We start from the raw sequence: 15,956 nt of genomic DNA on the forward strand, positions 1-15,956 counted from the left end.
GTATAAAAATATTTTGTAAATATTAAGTAAGAATTAATAATATAATAATTTGTAACTGTATTCCAAAATAGAGAAAATTTTTCTAAAAATCTGACTTAAAATAGCAGATTTATTTACTAAATTGCCCAAGTTTTAGACCGAAAGATTTTTAAGAGCCCTTTTTAGGGTTTAAAAAATCGGGTTTTTGCGTCACATATGGTTTCTTTTTCAAATATTTTATGGAATTTTTTTCCTAAAAATGGAATTTTTTTAACTACAAAATACAGTTTTCAGTACTATAGAGTATATTATAGGGAATAACAGAAAAAATGTTTATATATTTCGTCCTTTTAAAAGGCGTATTTTTAGGAGGCAAGAACATTTGGAAGCAGAAACAACAAACATTTCGAAGGAACTCTTGCAGCGATCGATAAATGCTGAAAAGTTACGTTATTGTTATGGGTGTGGCACCTGTACCGCTAGTTGCCCTGTCGCAAAGGTGATTCCCAACCATTTTAATCCAAGAAGCTTATTACAGAAAATTTTCTTTGACTTGAGCAAAACCTTGACAGAGGATGAACTCTGGCTGTGTGCCTGGTGCTACACTTGTTATGAAAGATGTCCTCAGGAACTAAAAACCACAGAGATTTTTCTCTTAACCAGAAATCTTGCGGTGGAGAGAGGCCATTTTCCCAGACAGCCAACAGCCTTAATAAAGCAGATTTTGAAGTCGGGTCGTACACTTGAAGTCACACCAGCACGTGACCGAAAGCGAGCTGCCCTCGGACTAAAGGAAATCGGTGAAACTGTTTCTGAGGAGGCATTAGAAGAAATCAGAACCATAACTGAGAAAAGCTCGAGTTGGAGGGTTAGGGAGTGAGTTTGGAATATTCGCTTTTTCCAGGATGTGTGCCCTCTGCCAGAGAATTTAGCTGTGAGACTTCCGCTAGAAAGGTTTTTGAGGCTTTGGATGTGGAACTTCGGGATGTGAGGGATTTTTCTTGTTGTATGCCTGCCTGTTTGGTACACTCTTTTGATTACGTTACCGGGCTTGCATTGACTTCTAGAAATTTTTGTGTTGCTGATGAGTTTGATAGAGATATTTTAACTCTTTGTGTTAGCTGTTATGGTAATCTTTGGCGAGCAAAAAAGCTCATGTCTGATAATGGAGATTTAAGGCGTAAGGTTGATGAACTTTTAGCTACTGTGGGAAAATCTTATCAAGGCGTAGCCAGCGTTAAACATTCGATCACTGCTTTATACGAAGATATCGGTCTTGAAAAACTAAAAAGCGTGGTGTCTAAACCACTTAAGGGAATTAGGGCTGCTCCTTTTTATGGTTGCCATCTCATTAGACCCAAAGAATACTTATTCTTCGATGACCCGGAGTTTCCTGAAAAGCTTGATGAGCTTATCAGTGTCACGGGAGCTACCAGCGCTCTGCACCGAGAGAGGACAGGATGTTGCATAGGCTGCGGAAGCTTTTTCGGAGAGGTGGCGGAGGAAGCCGCCTTACATTTAAGTGTGGATATTCTGGATAGTGCGCTGGAGGCTAAGGCTGATTGTGTGATTGTAACTTGTCCCTACTGTTTTCTGCAAATTGAGATGGGACAACTTCTTTTCAAGAGACGAACCGGAGAGTCATACAATATGCCTATACTCCATTACACAGACTTGTTGGGTCTATCGCTAGGAATTGAACCTAAGGAACTAGGTATGAATCTCCATAAGATAGATCCGACCCCGCTTCTTGAGAGGATCAAATAAATTTGAAAAGGAGAGAATGATTCGGTTGGAAAAAGCTGATTCTGTTACGATTATTGGTGGTGGAGTAGCCGGAATCCAAGCAGCTCTGGAACTGGCTAATTTGGGAATGCTAGTTTATTTGGTTGAGGAAAAACCCAGTATCGGTGGGCGCATTATTGAGTTAAACTGCTCTTCTTGCCGCCTTGAAGTACCGATGGATTGTTCCATCTGCCCGGTTATACCTAAACTAGTTGAGTGCTATCATCATCCGAATATTAAGATTCTTACAAACACTCAAGTGATAGATATTTCTGGTTCCACTGGAAACTTTGAGTTAAGTGTTTTAAGAAAACCTCGGTTTGTTAATGAAGATAAATGCACGGGATGTGGTGCCTGTACCGAGAAGTGCCCGGTTGAAGTGTTTGATGTTTTTAATATGGTTCAGGGAAAAAAGAATGCCATCTACTTTCCCCTTCCCCAGGCGTTTCCTCAGGTTCCAGTGATTGACAGAGAGAATTGCTTACATTTTAGAAATGGAAATTGCGAAAAATGTTTAGAGGTCTGTCCTACTGCAGCGATAGATTTCAATGATGAGGATATGAAGATTGGGATTGAAAGTGAAGCCATAATTCTAGCTACTGGACTGTCTCTATTTGATCCAAGCAGAATAAAGGAATACGGGTACAAGAGATACAAGAACGTCATCACTATCCTAGATCTCGAACAAATGACAAGCATCCACGGTCCCACGGGAGGTAAAATTGTTAGGATATCAGACCAAAAGGAACCAAAAAGTATGGCCTTTATTCAGTGTGTGGGATCAAGAAGCAGAAGAACGGAAAACAATTTCTGTTCCGGTGTGTGTTGCATGTACACAGCGAAGGATGCTGCCCTAGTAAAAATGTTGAGTCCAGAAACAGAGGTATATGTTTTCTACATTGATCTTCGAGTCTTTGGGAAAGGCTACCAGGAACTTTTTAACAAGGTCAGAAATGATCTAGGTGTGAATTATATCAGGGGCCGTCCGGGGGAAATATGGGAAGATCCGGAAACAAGAGATCTCATTATTCGCTTCGAAAACACTCTTATCCAGAGAGCTGAGAAGCTAAGGGTTGATATGGTGGTCCTATCCCCTGCTCTACTACCTCATCCAAACAATCAAAAATTGGCTGAAATGTTAGGTATAGAATTGGATGCGGATGGTTTCTTTAAAAGCCCAAACCCAGTAGCATCACCTTGTGATACCACCTTAAAAGGTATTTTTACCTGTGGTTACTGTAGAGGGCCAAGAGGGATATCCGAATCTGCCACTCAAGCTAGTGCCGCCGCGGGGAGAGTTACTGAAACCATTGCTTTAGCAAAACTTAGGAGGGATCAGAGATGAGGAAAGATAGCCCAAATCAAGATCCGAGAATAGGAGTATTTGTGTGTGATTGCGGAGGCAATATTAGTAACGTAATTGATGTTACCAAAGTTGTTGAAGCTTCTAAAAAGCTCTCCGGGGTTGCATTTGTGGAGAGCGATGTTTCCCTATGTTCTTCGGCAGGAATAAAACGCACAAAGGAAAGTATAATGAAAAATGGCGTGGACCGCGTTGTTTTTGCAGCTTGCTCTCCTAAAAACTATGGTTCACTTTTCGAATCGGTTTGTGGGATGGCTGGAATTAACAAGTACCTTGTTGGCTTTGCAAACATTAGGGAGCAATGTGCTTGGGCACATCATAATAGGCCTAAGGAAGCCACCAAGAAGGCTATTAACACTGTGCAAATGGCTGTAGCAAGACTTCAAAAATCAGAACCCCTAGAAGAGCTGGAAATAGAGGTGGTTCCCTCCACACTAATTATTGGTGGTGGAATATCAGGGATGACCGCTGCCCTCTGCCTAGCTAATCAGGGTTTCCAAGTTTTTATGGTTGAGAAAGAGCCCGATATCGGGGGCATGTTAAACAAACTCCATAAACTATATCTTACGAATCAAGATGTTTCGGAAATTCTAAATCCAGTTACCCAGTCGGTGAGAAACCATAAAAACATTAAACTCTTCACCTCCTCATCTGTGAAGGAGGTCGAAGGATGCTTCGGTGACTTTGAAGTTACAGTTTCTGTTAATGGGGGAATCGAAAAAATTAGAACGGGAACCATAGTTCTGGCTACTGGAGCAGATTCGTTTAAACCCTTTGGAATGTATAGCTATGGGAAACATGAAGGGATTGTTACCCAGCTTGAGTTGGAACAGATTCTTAAACAAGGAAAGTTGAAGAAGCCTGAAAAAGTGGTTATGATTCAGTGTGTCGGATCCCGAGGAGAAGAAGGAGTAATATACTGTTCTAGGATATGTTGTATGGTTGCCGTTAAAAACGCTACCCTGATAAAGCAACTGTATCCCGACTGTGAGGTCTTCATTATTTACCGTGACCTACAAACCTATGGTAAAGAGAATGAGGAGTATCAATCAAAGGCAAGAGAGCTAGGAATACGATTTATAGAGTACACCCCGGAAAGTCGCCCAGAAGTAATTCCTAACGGAAACGGCAAGTTAACGGTAAGGGTTTATCATGCTTTGTTGGGGGAAACCTTGAACATTGATGGTGATTTGGTTGTTCTTTCCACACCTATGGTTCCACATAAGGGCGGGAAAGAGATTGCAAAAATTCTCAAAGTTCCACTAGGCTCCGATGGTTTCTTCAGAGAAGCCTACATGGAAATGCGGTCAGTGGCCTTGGGAGTTAATGGCATCTATGTTTGTGGAGCTGCTCAAGGGCCTAAGAGTATTGATGAGAGTATAACCCAAGCCTATGCCGCAGCAGCGCTATCCGCAGCTCCCATGTTACTTAAGAGAGTAAAAATACCAGCTATAACCGCTGAAGTGGACGAAGAGCTGTGTATTGGATGCCAACTCTGCTTGGACATCTGCCCAGTCCACGCCATTATTTTTGAGGAGGGAAAATCCATAGTAATGGAAGCCGTATGCCGGGGTTGCGGAACATGCGCCGCAGCTTGCCCTTCCAAAGCAATAGCCATGAAAGGCTTCAAAGACGAACAAATACTCGCAGAGGTGGAGGCAGCCCTTAGAGGAGGGTGAAAGAGAGGGTGGTAAAATATGAATAAGAAAGAGGAAGTAAAAGAGTTTGAGCCTAAGATACTGGCTTTTACCTGTAATTGGAGCAGTTATTCCAGCGCTGATCAAGCAGGAATAAGCAGGACAAGTTATCCACCTAATGTTCAAATAATCAGGGTTATGTGTAGCGGAAGAGTGGATCCACTCTATGTTGTGGACGCCTTCCTTAATGGGGCTGATGGGGTGCTCATTGCAGCGTGTCACCCCAACTACTGTAGATATAATGGGGGAAACAGGTATGCTGAATCTAGGGTTAAGTTTCTAAAAATGCTTATGGAGGAGATTGGTGTGGAACCGACACGTCTGCGAATAGAATGGATCTCTGCCCTGGAAGGTAGGAGATTCGTAGAAGTGGTTCAGGAGATGGTTGATGAACTTAGGAAGTTGGGGGCACTATTGGAGAAGAATGATTGGAGGGAGTCTGTTTGAGTAAAACTGGTGTTCTCATAATTGGAGGAGGAATAGCCGGTATTCAGGCCGCACTTGATGTGGCTGACCAAGGAGTAAAAGCTTATTTGGTTGAGAGGACTCCAAGTGTGGGCGGACACATGGCTATGTTGGATAAAACATTTCCCACACTCGACTGTTCAGCTTGTATCCTTACTCCCAAAATGGTGGATGTAGGTCGACATCCAAAAGTTGAGCTTCTAACCTATTCCGAGGTGAGAGAGGCTAAAAGTAATGAGAGCGGATTTGAGGTTAAGATTCTGAAGAAGCCGAGATACATTGACGTATCCCGCTGTACGGGCTGCGGTGTCTGTGCCAGATATTGTCCAATAGAAGTTGTTGACGATTTTAATGCCGGGATTGGTTTTCGGAAAGCGATTTATGTTCCTTTTCCTCAGGCCGTTCCACTAAAATACACAATTGATGAAAATCACTGTATTAAATGCGAGCTCTGCAAAAGGGTGTGTGAATCCATAGGGGCTGAAGCAGTTAATTTGGATCAAGAACCTGAGGAAGTCAGTCTTAACGTGGGGGCGATTATTGTTGCGACTGGCTACAAACCATTTGACGCACAACGAAAGAAGGCTTATGGCTATGGTAAATACCCCAATGTTTTAACAGCATTGGAGCTGGAGAGACTACTCTCAGCCGCCGGCCCAACTGCGGGACATATTTTGAGGCGCTCAGATGGTTCCATACCTAAACGAATTGCTTTTGTTCAGTGTGTGGGCTCTAGAGATTTACATCACGGTTATCCATACTGCTCTAGGGTTTGTTGCATGTATGCTATAAAGGACAGCATACTGTTGAAAGAGCACGTTCAGGGTGTTGATGTCACCATTTTTTACATGGATGTTAGAACTTATGGAAAAGGCTTTGAAGAACTATACCAAAGGGCAGAAAAAGAATTCGGAGTCCACTTCAAACGGGGAAGAGTAGCGAGAATCTACGAAACACCGGAAAACCATAATCTGATAGTTCGAGCCGAAGACACCGAAACCGGGGAAATTTTGGAGGAAGAATTCGACATGGTGGTCCTGTCCGTTGGTTTAGCACCACCAGACGAAATAACAGAACTGAGCAAAATTCTAGATGTACCGTTAGACGAATACGGTTACATAAAAGAAGCAGACATCAAGACCGATATTATTTCAACCAAGGTGCAAGGAATTTTTGTGGCGGGAACAGCATTAAGCCCCAAGGACGTGCCAGACAGCGTATCCGAAGCTAGTGCGGCGGCTATGAAGGCTGTCACCTTTTTGAGAAGGAGGAAGTGACATGGGAGAAGAATTACGTATTGGATGTTACATCTGCCACTGCGGACTAAACATCGCAGGAGTGATCAATGTTGAAAAGGTGGCCGAAGCCACTGGAAAACTCCCTGGAGTGGTGATCTCGAAACATTACGTTTACATGTGTTCAGAACCCGGTCAAGAAATGATAAAAAAGGACATCAAAGACCACAATTTGAACCGAGTTGTGGTAGCTTCCTGCTCTCCCCAAATGCACGAGCCCACTTTCCGCTCAGTTGTAGAGGAAGCAGGAGTAAACCGGTATCTTTTCGAAATGGCTAATCTCCGAGAACAATGTTCATGGGCCCACTCAAATAATCCAGTAAAGGCCACAGAAAAGGCGAAGGACATATTAAGGATGGCTGTTGCTAAGGCCCGCTTGCTTCAACCCCTGGAGAAAAGGGAGGTTCAGGTAAAACCCACAACCCTTGTGGTGGGGGGAGGAATAACCGGAATTCAAGCAGCTCTAGAACTAGCCAATAGAGGGTTCTCCACTTACCTTGTTGAGAAGGCGCCCTATCTTGGAGGAAGAGTGATTCAGTTAAACAGGGTATTTCTAACCAATGAAAAGGCCTCAGACATTTTAAACCCAATGATAAACGCGTTAACTAGCAATCCGAACATCGAGGTGTTTACCAACACCGAAATCGAGGAAATCACCGGCTACATCGGCAACTTCGAAGCAAAACTAAAGAGAAAACCCAGATTCGTTAACAAGAAATGTAACCTGTGCGGAAAATGTATAGAAGTGTGCCCCGTTGAGGTACCAGACGAATTTAATTTCGGATTAAATAACAGAAAAGCTATCTACATCCCTCACAAGAACGCAACACCCAACATCCCTATTATTGACGAAGCAAACTGTACACGCTGCGGGGAATGTGTCAAAGTCTGCAAGCAAAACGCGATTCTACTGGATAGCAAACCCGAAAACGAAGAGATTTCCGTGGGAACAATAATTGTTGCCACCGGTTATGATCCCTATTTGCCCGTTGAAGAATACGGCTTTAGAGAATATGAAGACGTAATAACCCAGTTCCAATTAGAGAGAATACTCAGCAGTAATGGTCCCACCAACGGGAGATTAATACAACCATCTAACGGAAAAGTGCCTAATAACGTGGTTTTCGTTCTGTGTGTGGGTTCTCGAGCCCCTGATAGGCCGTATTGTTCTAGGGTTTGCTGTTCGGTTGCCCTGAAAAACGCTATGCTCATCAAAGAAGAGTATCCAGATACGCAGGTCTTCATTCTATACCGAGACATTAGATCCTTCAGTAAGGGCCAGGAGGAACTCTACGGTGACGCCCGAATGAAGGGTATAAATTTTTTCAAGTATCTGGCAGACAAACCTCCAAAGATTTCCAAACCAGATAACTCACAGATTCAGGTGCAGGTCTTCGATCCCACACTAGGAATGACTGTTGAGATTCCCACCGATCTCCTAGTTCTGGTTGAGGCTATAACTCCCAGAAAGGATGCCACCGAATTAGGTTCTAAAATAGGAGTCACTCGTACACCGGACGGGTTTTTCCGAGAGGCGCATCCTAAGCTTAAGCCCCTTGACACAAACTCTGATGGAATCTACCTCGCTGGTGTCGCCCAGTTTCCCAAAGATATTACTGAATGTATAGTTCAGGCCTGGGGAGCAGCGGCGAGGGTTGCTATTCCGATGTCTAAGGGTAGGGTGGATGTGGAGCCTATAGTAGCCTCGGTTAATGAAGACCTTTGTATTGAGTGCGGAACCTGTGAAAGCATATGTCCGTATGGGGCAATAAAGAAGGGTGAGAAAGGAAAAGCTGAGGTTACAGAGATTCTCTGCAAGGGGTGTGGTTCCTGCGCGGCAAGCTGCCCGGCGAGAGCCATTACAATATTTCACTTTACGGATGAACAAATCCTCGCCCAATCACTGGCAGTAATAGGGAGGGAAAACCGTGAGTTATGAACCGAAAATTATAGGCTTTCTGTGTAATTGGTGCGCCTACTCTGCCGCTGATCTGGCCGGTATGAGCAGAATTAGTTACCCTCCAACCATACGCATTGTGAGATTGATGTGTAGTGGGAGGGTTGACCCGGTCATCGTGGTGGACACCCTTGCGAATGGTGTCGACGGGGTGCTAATCGCAGGATGTCTTCCAGGTGATTGTCACTATTTGGAGGGTAATCTCAATGCCGAAGTTAAGATAAAAATGTTAAAAAAGCTAATAGCCAAAACCGGCTTAGAACCGGAAAGATTACGTCTAGAATGGATCCCCGCTTCAGGTGGAGTTCTTTTTGCGGAAGTTATCACAGACTTTACAAATCATCTGAGTTCTTTGGGTCCATCGCCATTGGCTGGAGAGAATCCAGACCAAAGCATTTTGGAAAAGTTGATGGCGGTTAGGGATACTTTTGCTGATGTGCGTTTACGAGAATTGGCAGGTAAGGAAAGACTGGTTACTGAGAAGGGAAACGTGTACGGAGAAGTGTTACCCAAAGAAGAGTTTGAAGAGAAATTGACTGATTACATTGATGACGAGTTTGACCGCCACAGAATACTACGTATGGTAAAAGATCAGCCCTTTTCGGTCAGAGAACTGTCTGAGAGGCTAGATTTGAGTCCAGAGAAGGTACTTCGCCACATCACAATTATGAGACGGAAAAACCTATTGGCAGTTGACAGAATCGAGGGGAGGTCTCCTCTGTACACGGCGTTGGAGGTGTGATTATGGAGGATAAGGTTGGAGCGGTGCTCGTTGTAGGTGGCGGAATCGCAGGAATCCAGGCTTCTCTCGATTTGGGGGACTCCGGTTTTAAAGTCTATTTGATGGAAGAGTCGCCCTCCATAGGAGGGGTGATGGCTCAGCTGGATAAGACCTTCCCCACAAACGATTGTGCTATGTGTATTCTTGCACCAAAGCTGGTTGGTTCCGGGAGGCATCCTAATATTCAACTTTTAACCAACGCATCCATAAAGAGAGTTGAAGGTAATGCGGGACATTTTAAGGTAACCATCGCCAAGAGGCCTAGACGGGTTAACGAGGAGAAGTGTACCGGGTGTGGGGTCTGTGCACAATGGTGTCCTGTTGAGGCCATTGACGAGTTCAATGAAGGACTAGGTGACCGGGGAGGAATATTCGTTAAGTATCCGCAGGCGGTCCCCCTAGTTTACTTAATTGATAAGGAGAAGTGTATAGGGTGCGGAATATGTGGCGAGGTGTGCAGGGCGAAAGCCATTGAATACGAGCAGGAGGAACAGGAGTTAGTTTTGGATGTGGGTTCCATAATACTGTCGCCGGGATTTGACGAATTTGAACCGGAAGCCCTCCAAGAATATGGTTACGGACGTTTTCCTAATGTAGTATCGAGTATCGAGTTTGAACGCATCCTGAGTGCTTCCGGACCCTATGGTGGCTTGGTTATTCGCCCTTATGACGGTGAGATTCCCAAAAATGTCGCGTTTATACAGTGTGTGGGTTCCCGTGACACCCGGTTGGGAAACAATTATTGTTCTGCTGCGTGTTGCATGTTTTCCATTAAGGAGGCGGTTATCGCTAAGGAGCACACTCAGGACCACCTTGATTGTACTATATTTTTCATAGATATGCGTTCCTACGGAAAAGAGTTCGATGAATACTATAAGAGGGCTGAAGAGGAATACGGAGTGAGATTCATCAGGTCCAGGATTGCAAGCGTTGTGGAGGTACCGAGGTCACGAAATCTTCTTGTGAAGTATATTGAAGACGGAGATCCAAAAGAGGAAGAGTTCGACCTTGTAGTGCTCTCAGTGGGAATGAAGCCGCCTAAGAATGCTATAGAGATAGCTGAAAAGCTGGGCATAGAGCTTAACCAGTATGGTTTTTGTAAAACGGATGAGTTTGCTCCACTTGAAAGCTCGGTGCCAGGAATCTATGTTTGTGGGGCTTTTTCTTCACCTAAGGATATTCCGGACAGTGTGGCGCAGGCAAGTGGAGCCGCCGCTAAGGCGGGAGGCATCATATCCTCTGAGAGAGGAAAGCTCATTGTATCAAAGAAGTATCCGCCGGAGAAAGATGTGGAAGAAAAGGAGCCTAGAATTGGAGTGTTTATCTGTCACTGTGGAATAAACATCGGCGGAGTAGTTGATGTGCCCAGAGTGGTGGAGTATGTTAAGACGCTTCCAAATGTTGTCTACGCGGAACATAACCTTTACACCTGCTCCCAGGATACAGGTGCGCGCATAGTGGAAAACATCAAAGAACATGACCTCAACCGCGTAGTGGTTGCCTCCTGTACTCCAAGAACACATGAACCCCTCTTCCGGGACACAATTCGAGAAGGAGGCCTAAATCCCTATCTCTTCGAAATGGCAAACATAAGGGATCAGTGCTCCTGGGTTCATATGCACGAGCCTGAAAAAGCGACAGAAAAGGCCATGGACTTGGTGAGGGGTGCCGTGGCCAAAGCCAGGTTTCTGAGACCTCTTCAAAAACCGATGATAAAGATTACACCAGTTGGTTTGGTGATTGGGGGAGGATTATCCGGAATGACCGCTGCTTTGGAACTAGCGGAGCAGGGATGCGAGGTGCACCTGGTAGAGAAAGAAAAACAGCTTGGAGGAAATCTACGCAGAATAAAATTCCTTCTTAACGGCGACAATCCCGGTGAAAGACTTGAATCTCTAATAAAAAGAGTGGAGGAAAACGAGAAAATACATGTTCACACGGATGCCGAAGTAATAGGAGTTGAGGGGTATATTGGAAACTTTAAAACAACAATACTGTCTAACGGACAGAAAAAGGAAATTCAACACGGTGCAATAATTGTAGCCACAGGAGGAACCGAGTATAAACCGACCGAGTACCTGTATGGAAAAGATGACAGAGTAGTAACCCAGTTGGAACTGGAGGAAAGATTAGCGAATGGAAAACTTGGTGCTGACACCATTGTTATGGTACAGTGTGTTGGTTCCAGAAACCATGAACATCCGAGTTGCTCCAGAGTCTGTTGTGCAAATGCAGTTAAGAACGCCTTGAAAATCAAAGAATTAAATCCGAAGTCAGAAGTTTACGTGCTTTACAAGGATATGAGAACTTATGGTTTCCGGGAGGAATACTATCAAAAAGCTATGAGAATGGGGGTTATATTCATTCGCTACGATGATGAGCATAAACCTGAGGTTACAAATGAGGGAAGCCTCAAGGTACTGGTTAGAGATCCTATTATTAAGAAGAAAATTCTAATCGAGCCTGATCTTCTTGTTTTGAGCGCAGGTATATCCCCGAACCCGGATAACAAAAATTTGGGGCAGATACTGAAGGTACCCTTGGGTAAGGAGGAATTTTTCCTGGAAGCACATATGAAGCTTCGCCCAGTTGATTTCGCTACCGACGGTATTTTTCTCTGCGGACTGGCACAGTCGCCAAAATTCATAGACGAGAGCATCTCACAAGCCTGTGGCGCAGCTGCACGAGCAATAACCATTCTGTCTAAAGAAGCGTTAGAAATAGAGGGGGCAATAGCCAGGGTTGACGAGGATCTTTGCGCTGCGTGCAAAGTCTGCGTATCCATTTGTGAGAGTGGGGCTGCACAAATCGTGGAAAAGAATGGAAGACAGGTTTCGAATGTGATTGAGGCCCTCTGTAAGGGGTGTGGGCTGTGTGGTGCTGCCTGTCCTTCGGGAGCAATAACCATAGAACATTTTACTGATAAACAGATTCTGGCTCAGGTTAGAGCCATACTAGGAGGTAGGTGATATGGCAGAATTTGAACCCAAGATAGTGGCGTTTTGCTGTAGCTGGTGTAGTTACGCTGGAGCGGATTTAGCGGGAGTAAGTAGGCTTCAGTATCCTACAAATCTTAAGATAATTAGGGTTATGTGCAGCGGTAGGATAGATCCCACCTTTGTCCTTGAAGCTTTCAACAATGGTGCGGACGCTGTACTTGTTGCGGGTTGCCATATACCATCTGATTGCCATTACCTGTCTGGTAATCTGAGAGCTCAGCGTAGGATTGCTCTTACCAAAAATCTGCTGAAACAGTTTGGAATTGAGCCGGAGCGGTTAAGGTTGGAGTGGGTTTCTGCTTCAGAGGGAGACAAGTTTGCGGCTGTGGTGAAGGAAATGACCGAGAAGATAAGAGAGTTGGGTCCCAGTCCCCTTAATGGTGGAGGTGAGAGTGTATGACCGAAGAAAATGAGAATGAAGTTATCAGAATATCGGAGACCGATCAGCAATTCAAGTATGAGCTCAGCAAGATCTCAGATATAGAGAATCTCATGCTTTGCATGCAGTGCGGCACCTGTACGGCGGACTGTCCTGTGGCTCGCTTCAGCGGAACATATAGACCCCTAAAGATACTGAGAATGGCTCTACTTGGATTGAAATGGGATGTTCTTAAGGCTGACGAGCTCTGGCTCTGCGCCTCCTGCTATACCTGCACCGATCGCTGTCCGAGAGGCGTGGAGTTTGCCAGCGTACTGAGAGTCCTCAGAAACCTAGCGGTGGAAGAAGGATATATTCCAGACGGTTTTAAGGAATTAGTTCTTAATATTCTTGACACTGGTTACGCTTACGAAATTTCGGAGTCCAGGATGAAAAAGAGGGAGGCCGCGGGGCTTCCCCCGTTACCAGGGGCTAATTCCAAAAAGCTTGCCCGACTCGCAGAAATTGCAGTATTCTTAAAGCAAACTAAAAAAGTGAAAGGAGGGAAATAGAATTTCAGAATCAACCTATCTGTTCTATTTAGGCTGCCTTATTCCCTATAGAGTTCCTAGCTATGAGATTGCCGCAAGAAAGGTTCTCGATAAATTGGATATCCATCTAGTGGAGATGCCGGAGTTTAACTGCTGTGGACTTCCAGTAGACCCCATAAGCCACGAGATGATGCTTATTTTGGCTGCGAGAAACCTTTGTCTGGCGGAGAAGGAAGAACTTGACATAGTGACTCTGTGTCCCGGCTGTAATGGTACTCTTCATAAAGTGAACCGTATTCTTAAAGAAAATGATCGGGTTAGAGAAAAAGTTAATAGCTTTCTAAAAGAGGATGGGATGGAGTTTAGGGGAAATAGAGAGGTTAAGCATCTGATTCAGGTACTCATGGATAATGTGGGTCCTGAAAAAATTAAGGAGAAAATTGTAAACCCCCTTAGCGGCCTCCAAGTTGTGGAGCATTATGGTTGCCACATTCTGCGACCAACGGAATATATGGGTTTTGATAATTCTGAGAATCCTGTCATTTTAAAGTATTTAATTGAGCCTACGGGAGCCAACTGCTTGGATTACGTGAATAAAAGTGAGTGCTGCGGTTATCCGATTATGGCGATAGATGAGAAGATTCCCTTTCAACTAGCGAGGGACAAGCTTAGACATATGAGGGAGGTTGGTGCCGATGCTCTGGTTACTATTTGTCCCTCCTGCTACTTGGCTTTTGACGTTAATCAGTCCAGAATAGAGAAACTTTTTAACGAGAAATTTGAGCTCCCGGTGCTTCACTATCCGGAGCTTTTAGCATTAGCTTTGGGCATCGAATCGAATGAGCTAGCATTTAATGATCATAGAGTTAAGATTTCAAAAGCATTTAAAATTGGTTCTGGAGGATAAAATGTTGTCTGAAAATTTAAGGAAAAGATTGGAAGCAGCTGCCGGACTTCTGGGAGATATTCGTGTCAGATGGTTAATCGGGCGAAGTCAAGCCCTTCTGGAAGCGGGAACCCTTAGCGAAGAGGAATTAGAGTCACTTATGAGGAAGGTAATGAGAGAGGAGTTGGAGAGATGGCTTATCATGAAGGAGATTGAGAAACAAGGCCCCCTATCAGTAAGAGATCTTGTAGAGGCAACCAGCCTACCAGAACAATCAATAGTGGAACACATACTGGCTTTGAGACGAAATGGCCGAATCGCTTCTGCGGGTGAGAAAGAGAATTGGTATTTGTATGATTTAGTAAAATGAAGTTAAGGAGTTGAAATCGAAAGAGGATGATTAAAAATGACCGAAACAAATTCTTCGAATAAAAAGCAAACTGTTATTAAATTCCAAGAATTGGATACCAGTCTCAGGGAGGAGATAAGCAAGATTCCGGGATGCGATAAACTGATGCTCTGCTTCCAGTGTGGAACCTGTAGTGCTGACTGTCCTATTGGGAGACACCTAGCAGAGTATAAGCCACGAATGATAGCCATAATGACCAAACTGGGAATGAGGAATATACTCTTCCAAGGAGATTTGATATGGCTATGCACCCAGTGTTACACCTGTCTTGAAAGATGTCCCCAAGACGTGGAATTAGCAGAGATAATTTCCGCTCTAAGAGGCATCGCAGTTAGAGAAGGCTACTTGCATCCCGCCTTCAAAAAGGTTATTGAAGCCCTATCTAACTACGGTTACATTTACGAAATGACGGAATTCATAGAGGAGGAACGGGAGATGCAGGAACTTCCCCCCACACCCAAAGTAAACATAGGAGAAGTCAGAAAAATTATGAGAAGGACCGGTCTTGACAAATTGGTAGGAATGGAACTGGGGGAGGATTAATTATTATGAGGTATGCGTTTTTTGTGGGATGTACAACGTTGGCTAGGCTTTCTAGCTATGAGATTTCTACAAGAAAAGTAGCCGAAGCTTTGGGCATGGAACTCTTAGATATGGAGGGATCAGGATGCTGTGGAACCACTTATTTAAAGTGTATAGATCGTAAAACTGGTCTCGCTCTCGCTGCCCGAAACATTTCCATAGCGGAAGATATGGGAATGAACATTGTCACGTTATGTAACGGTTGCACAGAGGTTCTCACAGATGCCAACAATACTCTAAAAGAAGATGATGAACTCAGAGACGATGTGAACGATGTTCTCTCAGAGGTGGATCGTCAGTTTAGAGGAACTGTAGAAGTGAAACATTTTGTTCGTGCGTTTTTGGAGGATTTGGGAATCGATAAAATTCAAGCCCGTGTTTCAAATCCCCTAGAAGGTTTGAGGGTGGCTGTGCACTATGGATGCCACTTATTGAAGCCGTTTAAGATAATGAATTTTGATGACCCGGAGGATCCAACTTCTCTGGATGAAATGGTTAACATTACCGGGGCAGTTAGTGTGGATTACCCGGGTAAGCTGGACTGTTGCACCGCTCCACTACTGACGATGAAACGTAGAAACGAGTTGGCTGTAGAGATCGCTAGGGAAAAGCTTTCAGCAGTTAAGAAGTATGCCGATATAATGATTACGGTTTGCCCGTTTTGCTACTTGATGTATGAGCAGAGTCAACTGCCCCCGAACGATTCTTATGATATTCCTATAGTGCATTATCCTCAGCTCTTGGGTTTATCAATGGGGATTGACTTCCAAGATTTAGCACTCAATGAAAACCGCGTAGACCCCTCGGTGATCAAAAACTATTCCAAATAGGCAACCTTTTTCAAAAAAA

15 protein-coding genes are annotated in these 15,956 nt (G+C 44.3%); all 15 read left to right on the forward strand.

Annotation, left to right across the window (positions count from 1 at the left end):
* The first annotated feature begins 361 nt into the window (after positions 1-361).
* Genes ACUVXA_RS05510 through ACUVXA_RS05580 form a run of 15 tightly spaced genes read left to right on the forward strand, consistent with a single transcriptional unit; the run spans position 362 to position 15,937 of the window.
* The gene (locus tag ACUVXA_RS05510; protein WP_445870242.1) at positions 362-859 is read left to right on the forward strand and encodes a 4Fe-4S dicluster domain-containing protein; all 498 of its coding nucleotides are present in this window, start codon (positions 362-364) and stop codon (positions 857-859) included.
* Entirely contained in the window at positions 856-1,746 is an 891-nt protein-coding gene (locus ACUVXA_RS05515; protein WP_445870243.1) for a CoB--CoM heterodisulfide reductase iron-sulfur subunit B family protein, read from the forward strand. Before ACUVXA_RS05510 ends, ACUVXA_RS05515 begins: the two co-directional genes overlap by 4 nt.
* A 16-nt stretch (positions 1,747-1,762) precedes the next feature.
* Entirely contained in the window at positions 1,763-3,109 is a 1,347-nt protein-coding gene (locus ACUVXA_RS05520) for an FAD-dependent oxidoreductase (protein ID WP_445870244.1), read from the forward strand.
* Positions 3,106-4,806: a CoB--CoM heterodisulfide reductase iron-sulfur subunit A family protein gene (locus ACUVXA_RS05525; protein WP_445870245.1), complete on the forward strand. Its 1,701-nt coding sequence runs from the start codon at positions 3,106-3,108 to the stop codon at positions 4,804-4,806. Before ACUVXA_RS05520 ends, ACUVXA_RS05525 begins: the two co-directional genes overlap by 4 nt.
* 18 nt (positions 4,807-4,824) lie before the next feature.
* Positions 4,825-5,271 carry a hydrogenase iron-sulfur subunit gene (locus tag ACUVXA_RS05530; protein WP_445870246.1) on the forward strand — a complete coding sequence of 149 codons (447 nt, stop codon included), beginning with the start codon at positions 4,825-4,827 and terminating at the stop codon, positions 5,269-5,271.
* Complete coding sequence (locus ACUVXA_RS05535; protein WP_445870247.1) at positions 5,268-6,566, forward strand: FAD-dependent oxidoreductase; 1,299 nt, start codon at positions 5,268-5,270, stop codon at positions 6,564-6,566. Before ACUVXA_RS05530 ends, ACUVXA_RS05535 begins: the two co-directional genes overlap by 4 nt.
* Position 6,567: 1 nt before the next feature.
* Positions 6,568-8,523 (forward strand): 4Fe-4S binding protein, encoded by a 1,956-nt coding sequence (locus tag ACUVXA_RS05540; RefSeq protein ID WP_445870248.1) that lies wholly within the window; start codon positions 6,568-6,570, stop codon positions 8,521-8,523.
* Positions 8,513-9,283: a hydrogenase iron-sulfur subunit gene (locus tag ACUVXA_RS05545; RefSeq protein ID WP_445870249.1), complete on the forward strand. Its 771-nt coding sequence runs from the start codon at positions 8,513-8,515 to the stop codon at positions 9,281-9,283. Before ACUVXA_RS05540 ends, ACUVXA_RS05545 begins: the two co-directional genes overlap by 11 nt.
* A 2-nt stretch (positions 9,284-9,285) precedes the next feature.
* A complete protein-coding gene (locus ACUVXA_RS05550) occupies positions 9,286-12,291 on the forward strand; it encodes an FAD-dependent oxidoreductase (RefSeq protein WP_445870250.1) in 3,006 nt (1,001 codons plus the stop codon).
* Position 12,292: 1 nt separating this feature from the next.
* Entirely contained in the window at positions 12,293-12,721 is a 429-nt protein-coding gene (locus ACUVXA_RS05555; RefSeq protein ID WP_445870251.1) for a hydrogenase iron-sulfur subunit, read from the forward strand.
* Complete coding sequence (locus tag ACUVXA_RS05560) at positions 12,718-13,251, forward strand: 4Fe-4S dicluster domain-containing protein (RefSeq protein WP_445870252.1); 534 nt, start codon at positions 12,718-12,720, stop codon at positions 13,249-13,251. Before ACUVXA_RS05555 ends, ACUVXA_RS05560 begins: the two co-directional genes overlap by 4 nt.
* 19 nt (positions 13,252-13,270) lie before the next feature.
* Positions 13,271-14,137 carry a CoB--CoM heterodisulfide reductase iron-sulfur subunit B family protein gene (locus ACUVXA_RS05565; RefSeq protein ID WP_445870256.1) on the forward strand — a complete coding sequence of 289 codons (867 nt, stop codon included), beginning with the start codon at positions 13,271-13,273 and terminating at the stop codon, positions 14,135-14,137.
* 1 nt (position 14,138) lies between these two features.
* Complete coding sequence (locus tag ACUVXA_RS05570; RefSeq protein ID WP_445870253.1) at positions 14,139-14,486, forward strand: hypothetical protein; 348 nt, start codon at positions 14,139-14,141, stop codon at positions 14,484-14,486.
* A gap of 36 nt (positions 14,487-14,522) precedes the next feature.
* Positions 14,523-15,068 carry a 4Fe-4S dicluster domain-containing protein gene (locus ACUVXA_RS05575; protein WP_445870254.1) on the forward strand — a complete coding sequence of 182 codons (546 nt, stop codon included), beginning with the start codon at positions 14,523-14,525 and terminating at the stop codon, positions 15,066-15,068.
* Positions 15,069-15,073: 5 nt separating this feature from the next.
* On the forward strand, positions 15,074-15,937 hold the full coding sequence (locus ACUVXA_RS05580; RefSeq protein ID WP_445870255.1) for a CoB--CoM heterodisulfide reductase iron-sulfur subunit B family protein: 864 nt from the start codon (positions 15,074-15,076) through the stop codon (positions 15,935-15,937).
* Positions 15,938-15,956 lie beyond the last annotated feature (19 nt).

This window comes from Candidatus Jordarchaeum sp. (assembly GCF_052745115.1).

Excerpts from the sequence above, each read along its gene's own strand:
- ACUVXA_RS05520 (WP_445870244.1), top strand. The coding sequence starts at position 1,763 with ATGATTCGGTTGGAAAAAGCTGATTCTGTTACGATTATTGGTGGTGGA.
- ACUVXA_RS05525 (WP_445870245.1), top strand. The coding sequence starts at position 3,106 with ATGAGGAAAGATAGCCCAAATCAAGATCCGAGAATAGGAGTATTTGTG.
- ACUVXA_RS05530 (WP_445870246.1), top strand. The coding sequence starts at position 4,825 with ATGAATAAGAAAGAGGAAGTAAAAGAGTTTGAGCCTAAGATACTGGCT.
- ACUVXA_RS05540 (WP_445870248.1), top strand. The coding sequence starts at position 6,568 with ATGGGAGAAGAATTACGTATTGGATGTTACATCTGCCACTGCGGACTA.
- ACUVXA_RS05550 (WP_445870250.1), top strand. The coding sequence starts at position 9,286 with ATGGAGGATAAGGTTGGAGCGGTGCTCGTTGTAGGTGGCGGAATCGCA.
- ACUVXA_RS05555 (WP_445870251.1), top strand. The coding sequence starts at position 12,293 with ATGGCAGAATTTGAACCCAAGATAGTGGCGTTTTGCTGTAGCTGGTGT.
- ACUVXA_RS05560 (WP_445870252.1), top strand. The coding sequence starts at position 12,718 with ATGACCGAAGAAAATGAGAATGAAGTTATCAGAATATCGGAGACCGAT.
- ACUVXA_RS05570 (WP_445870253.1), top strand. The coding sequence starts at position 14,139 with ATGTTGTCTGAAAATTTAAGGAAAAGATTGGAAGCAGCTGCCGGACTT.
- ACUVXA_RS05575 (WP_445870254.1), top strand. The coding sequence starts at position 14,523 with ATGACCGAAACAAATTCTTCGAATAAAAAGCAAACTGTTATTAAATTC.
- ACUVXA_RS05580 (WP_445870255.1), top strand. The coding sequence starts at position 15,074 with ATGAGGTATGCGTTTTTTGTGGGATGTACAACGTTGGCTAGGCTTTCT.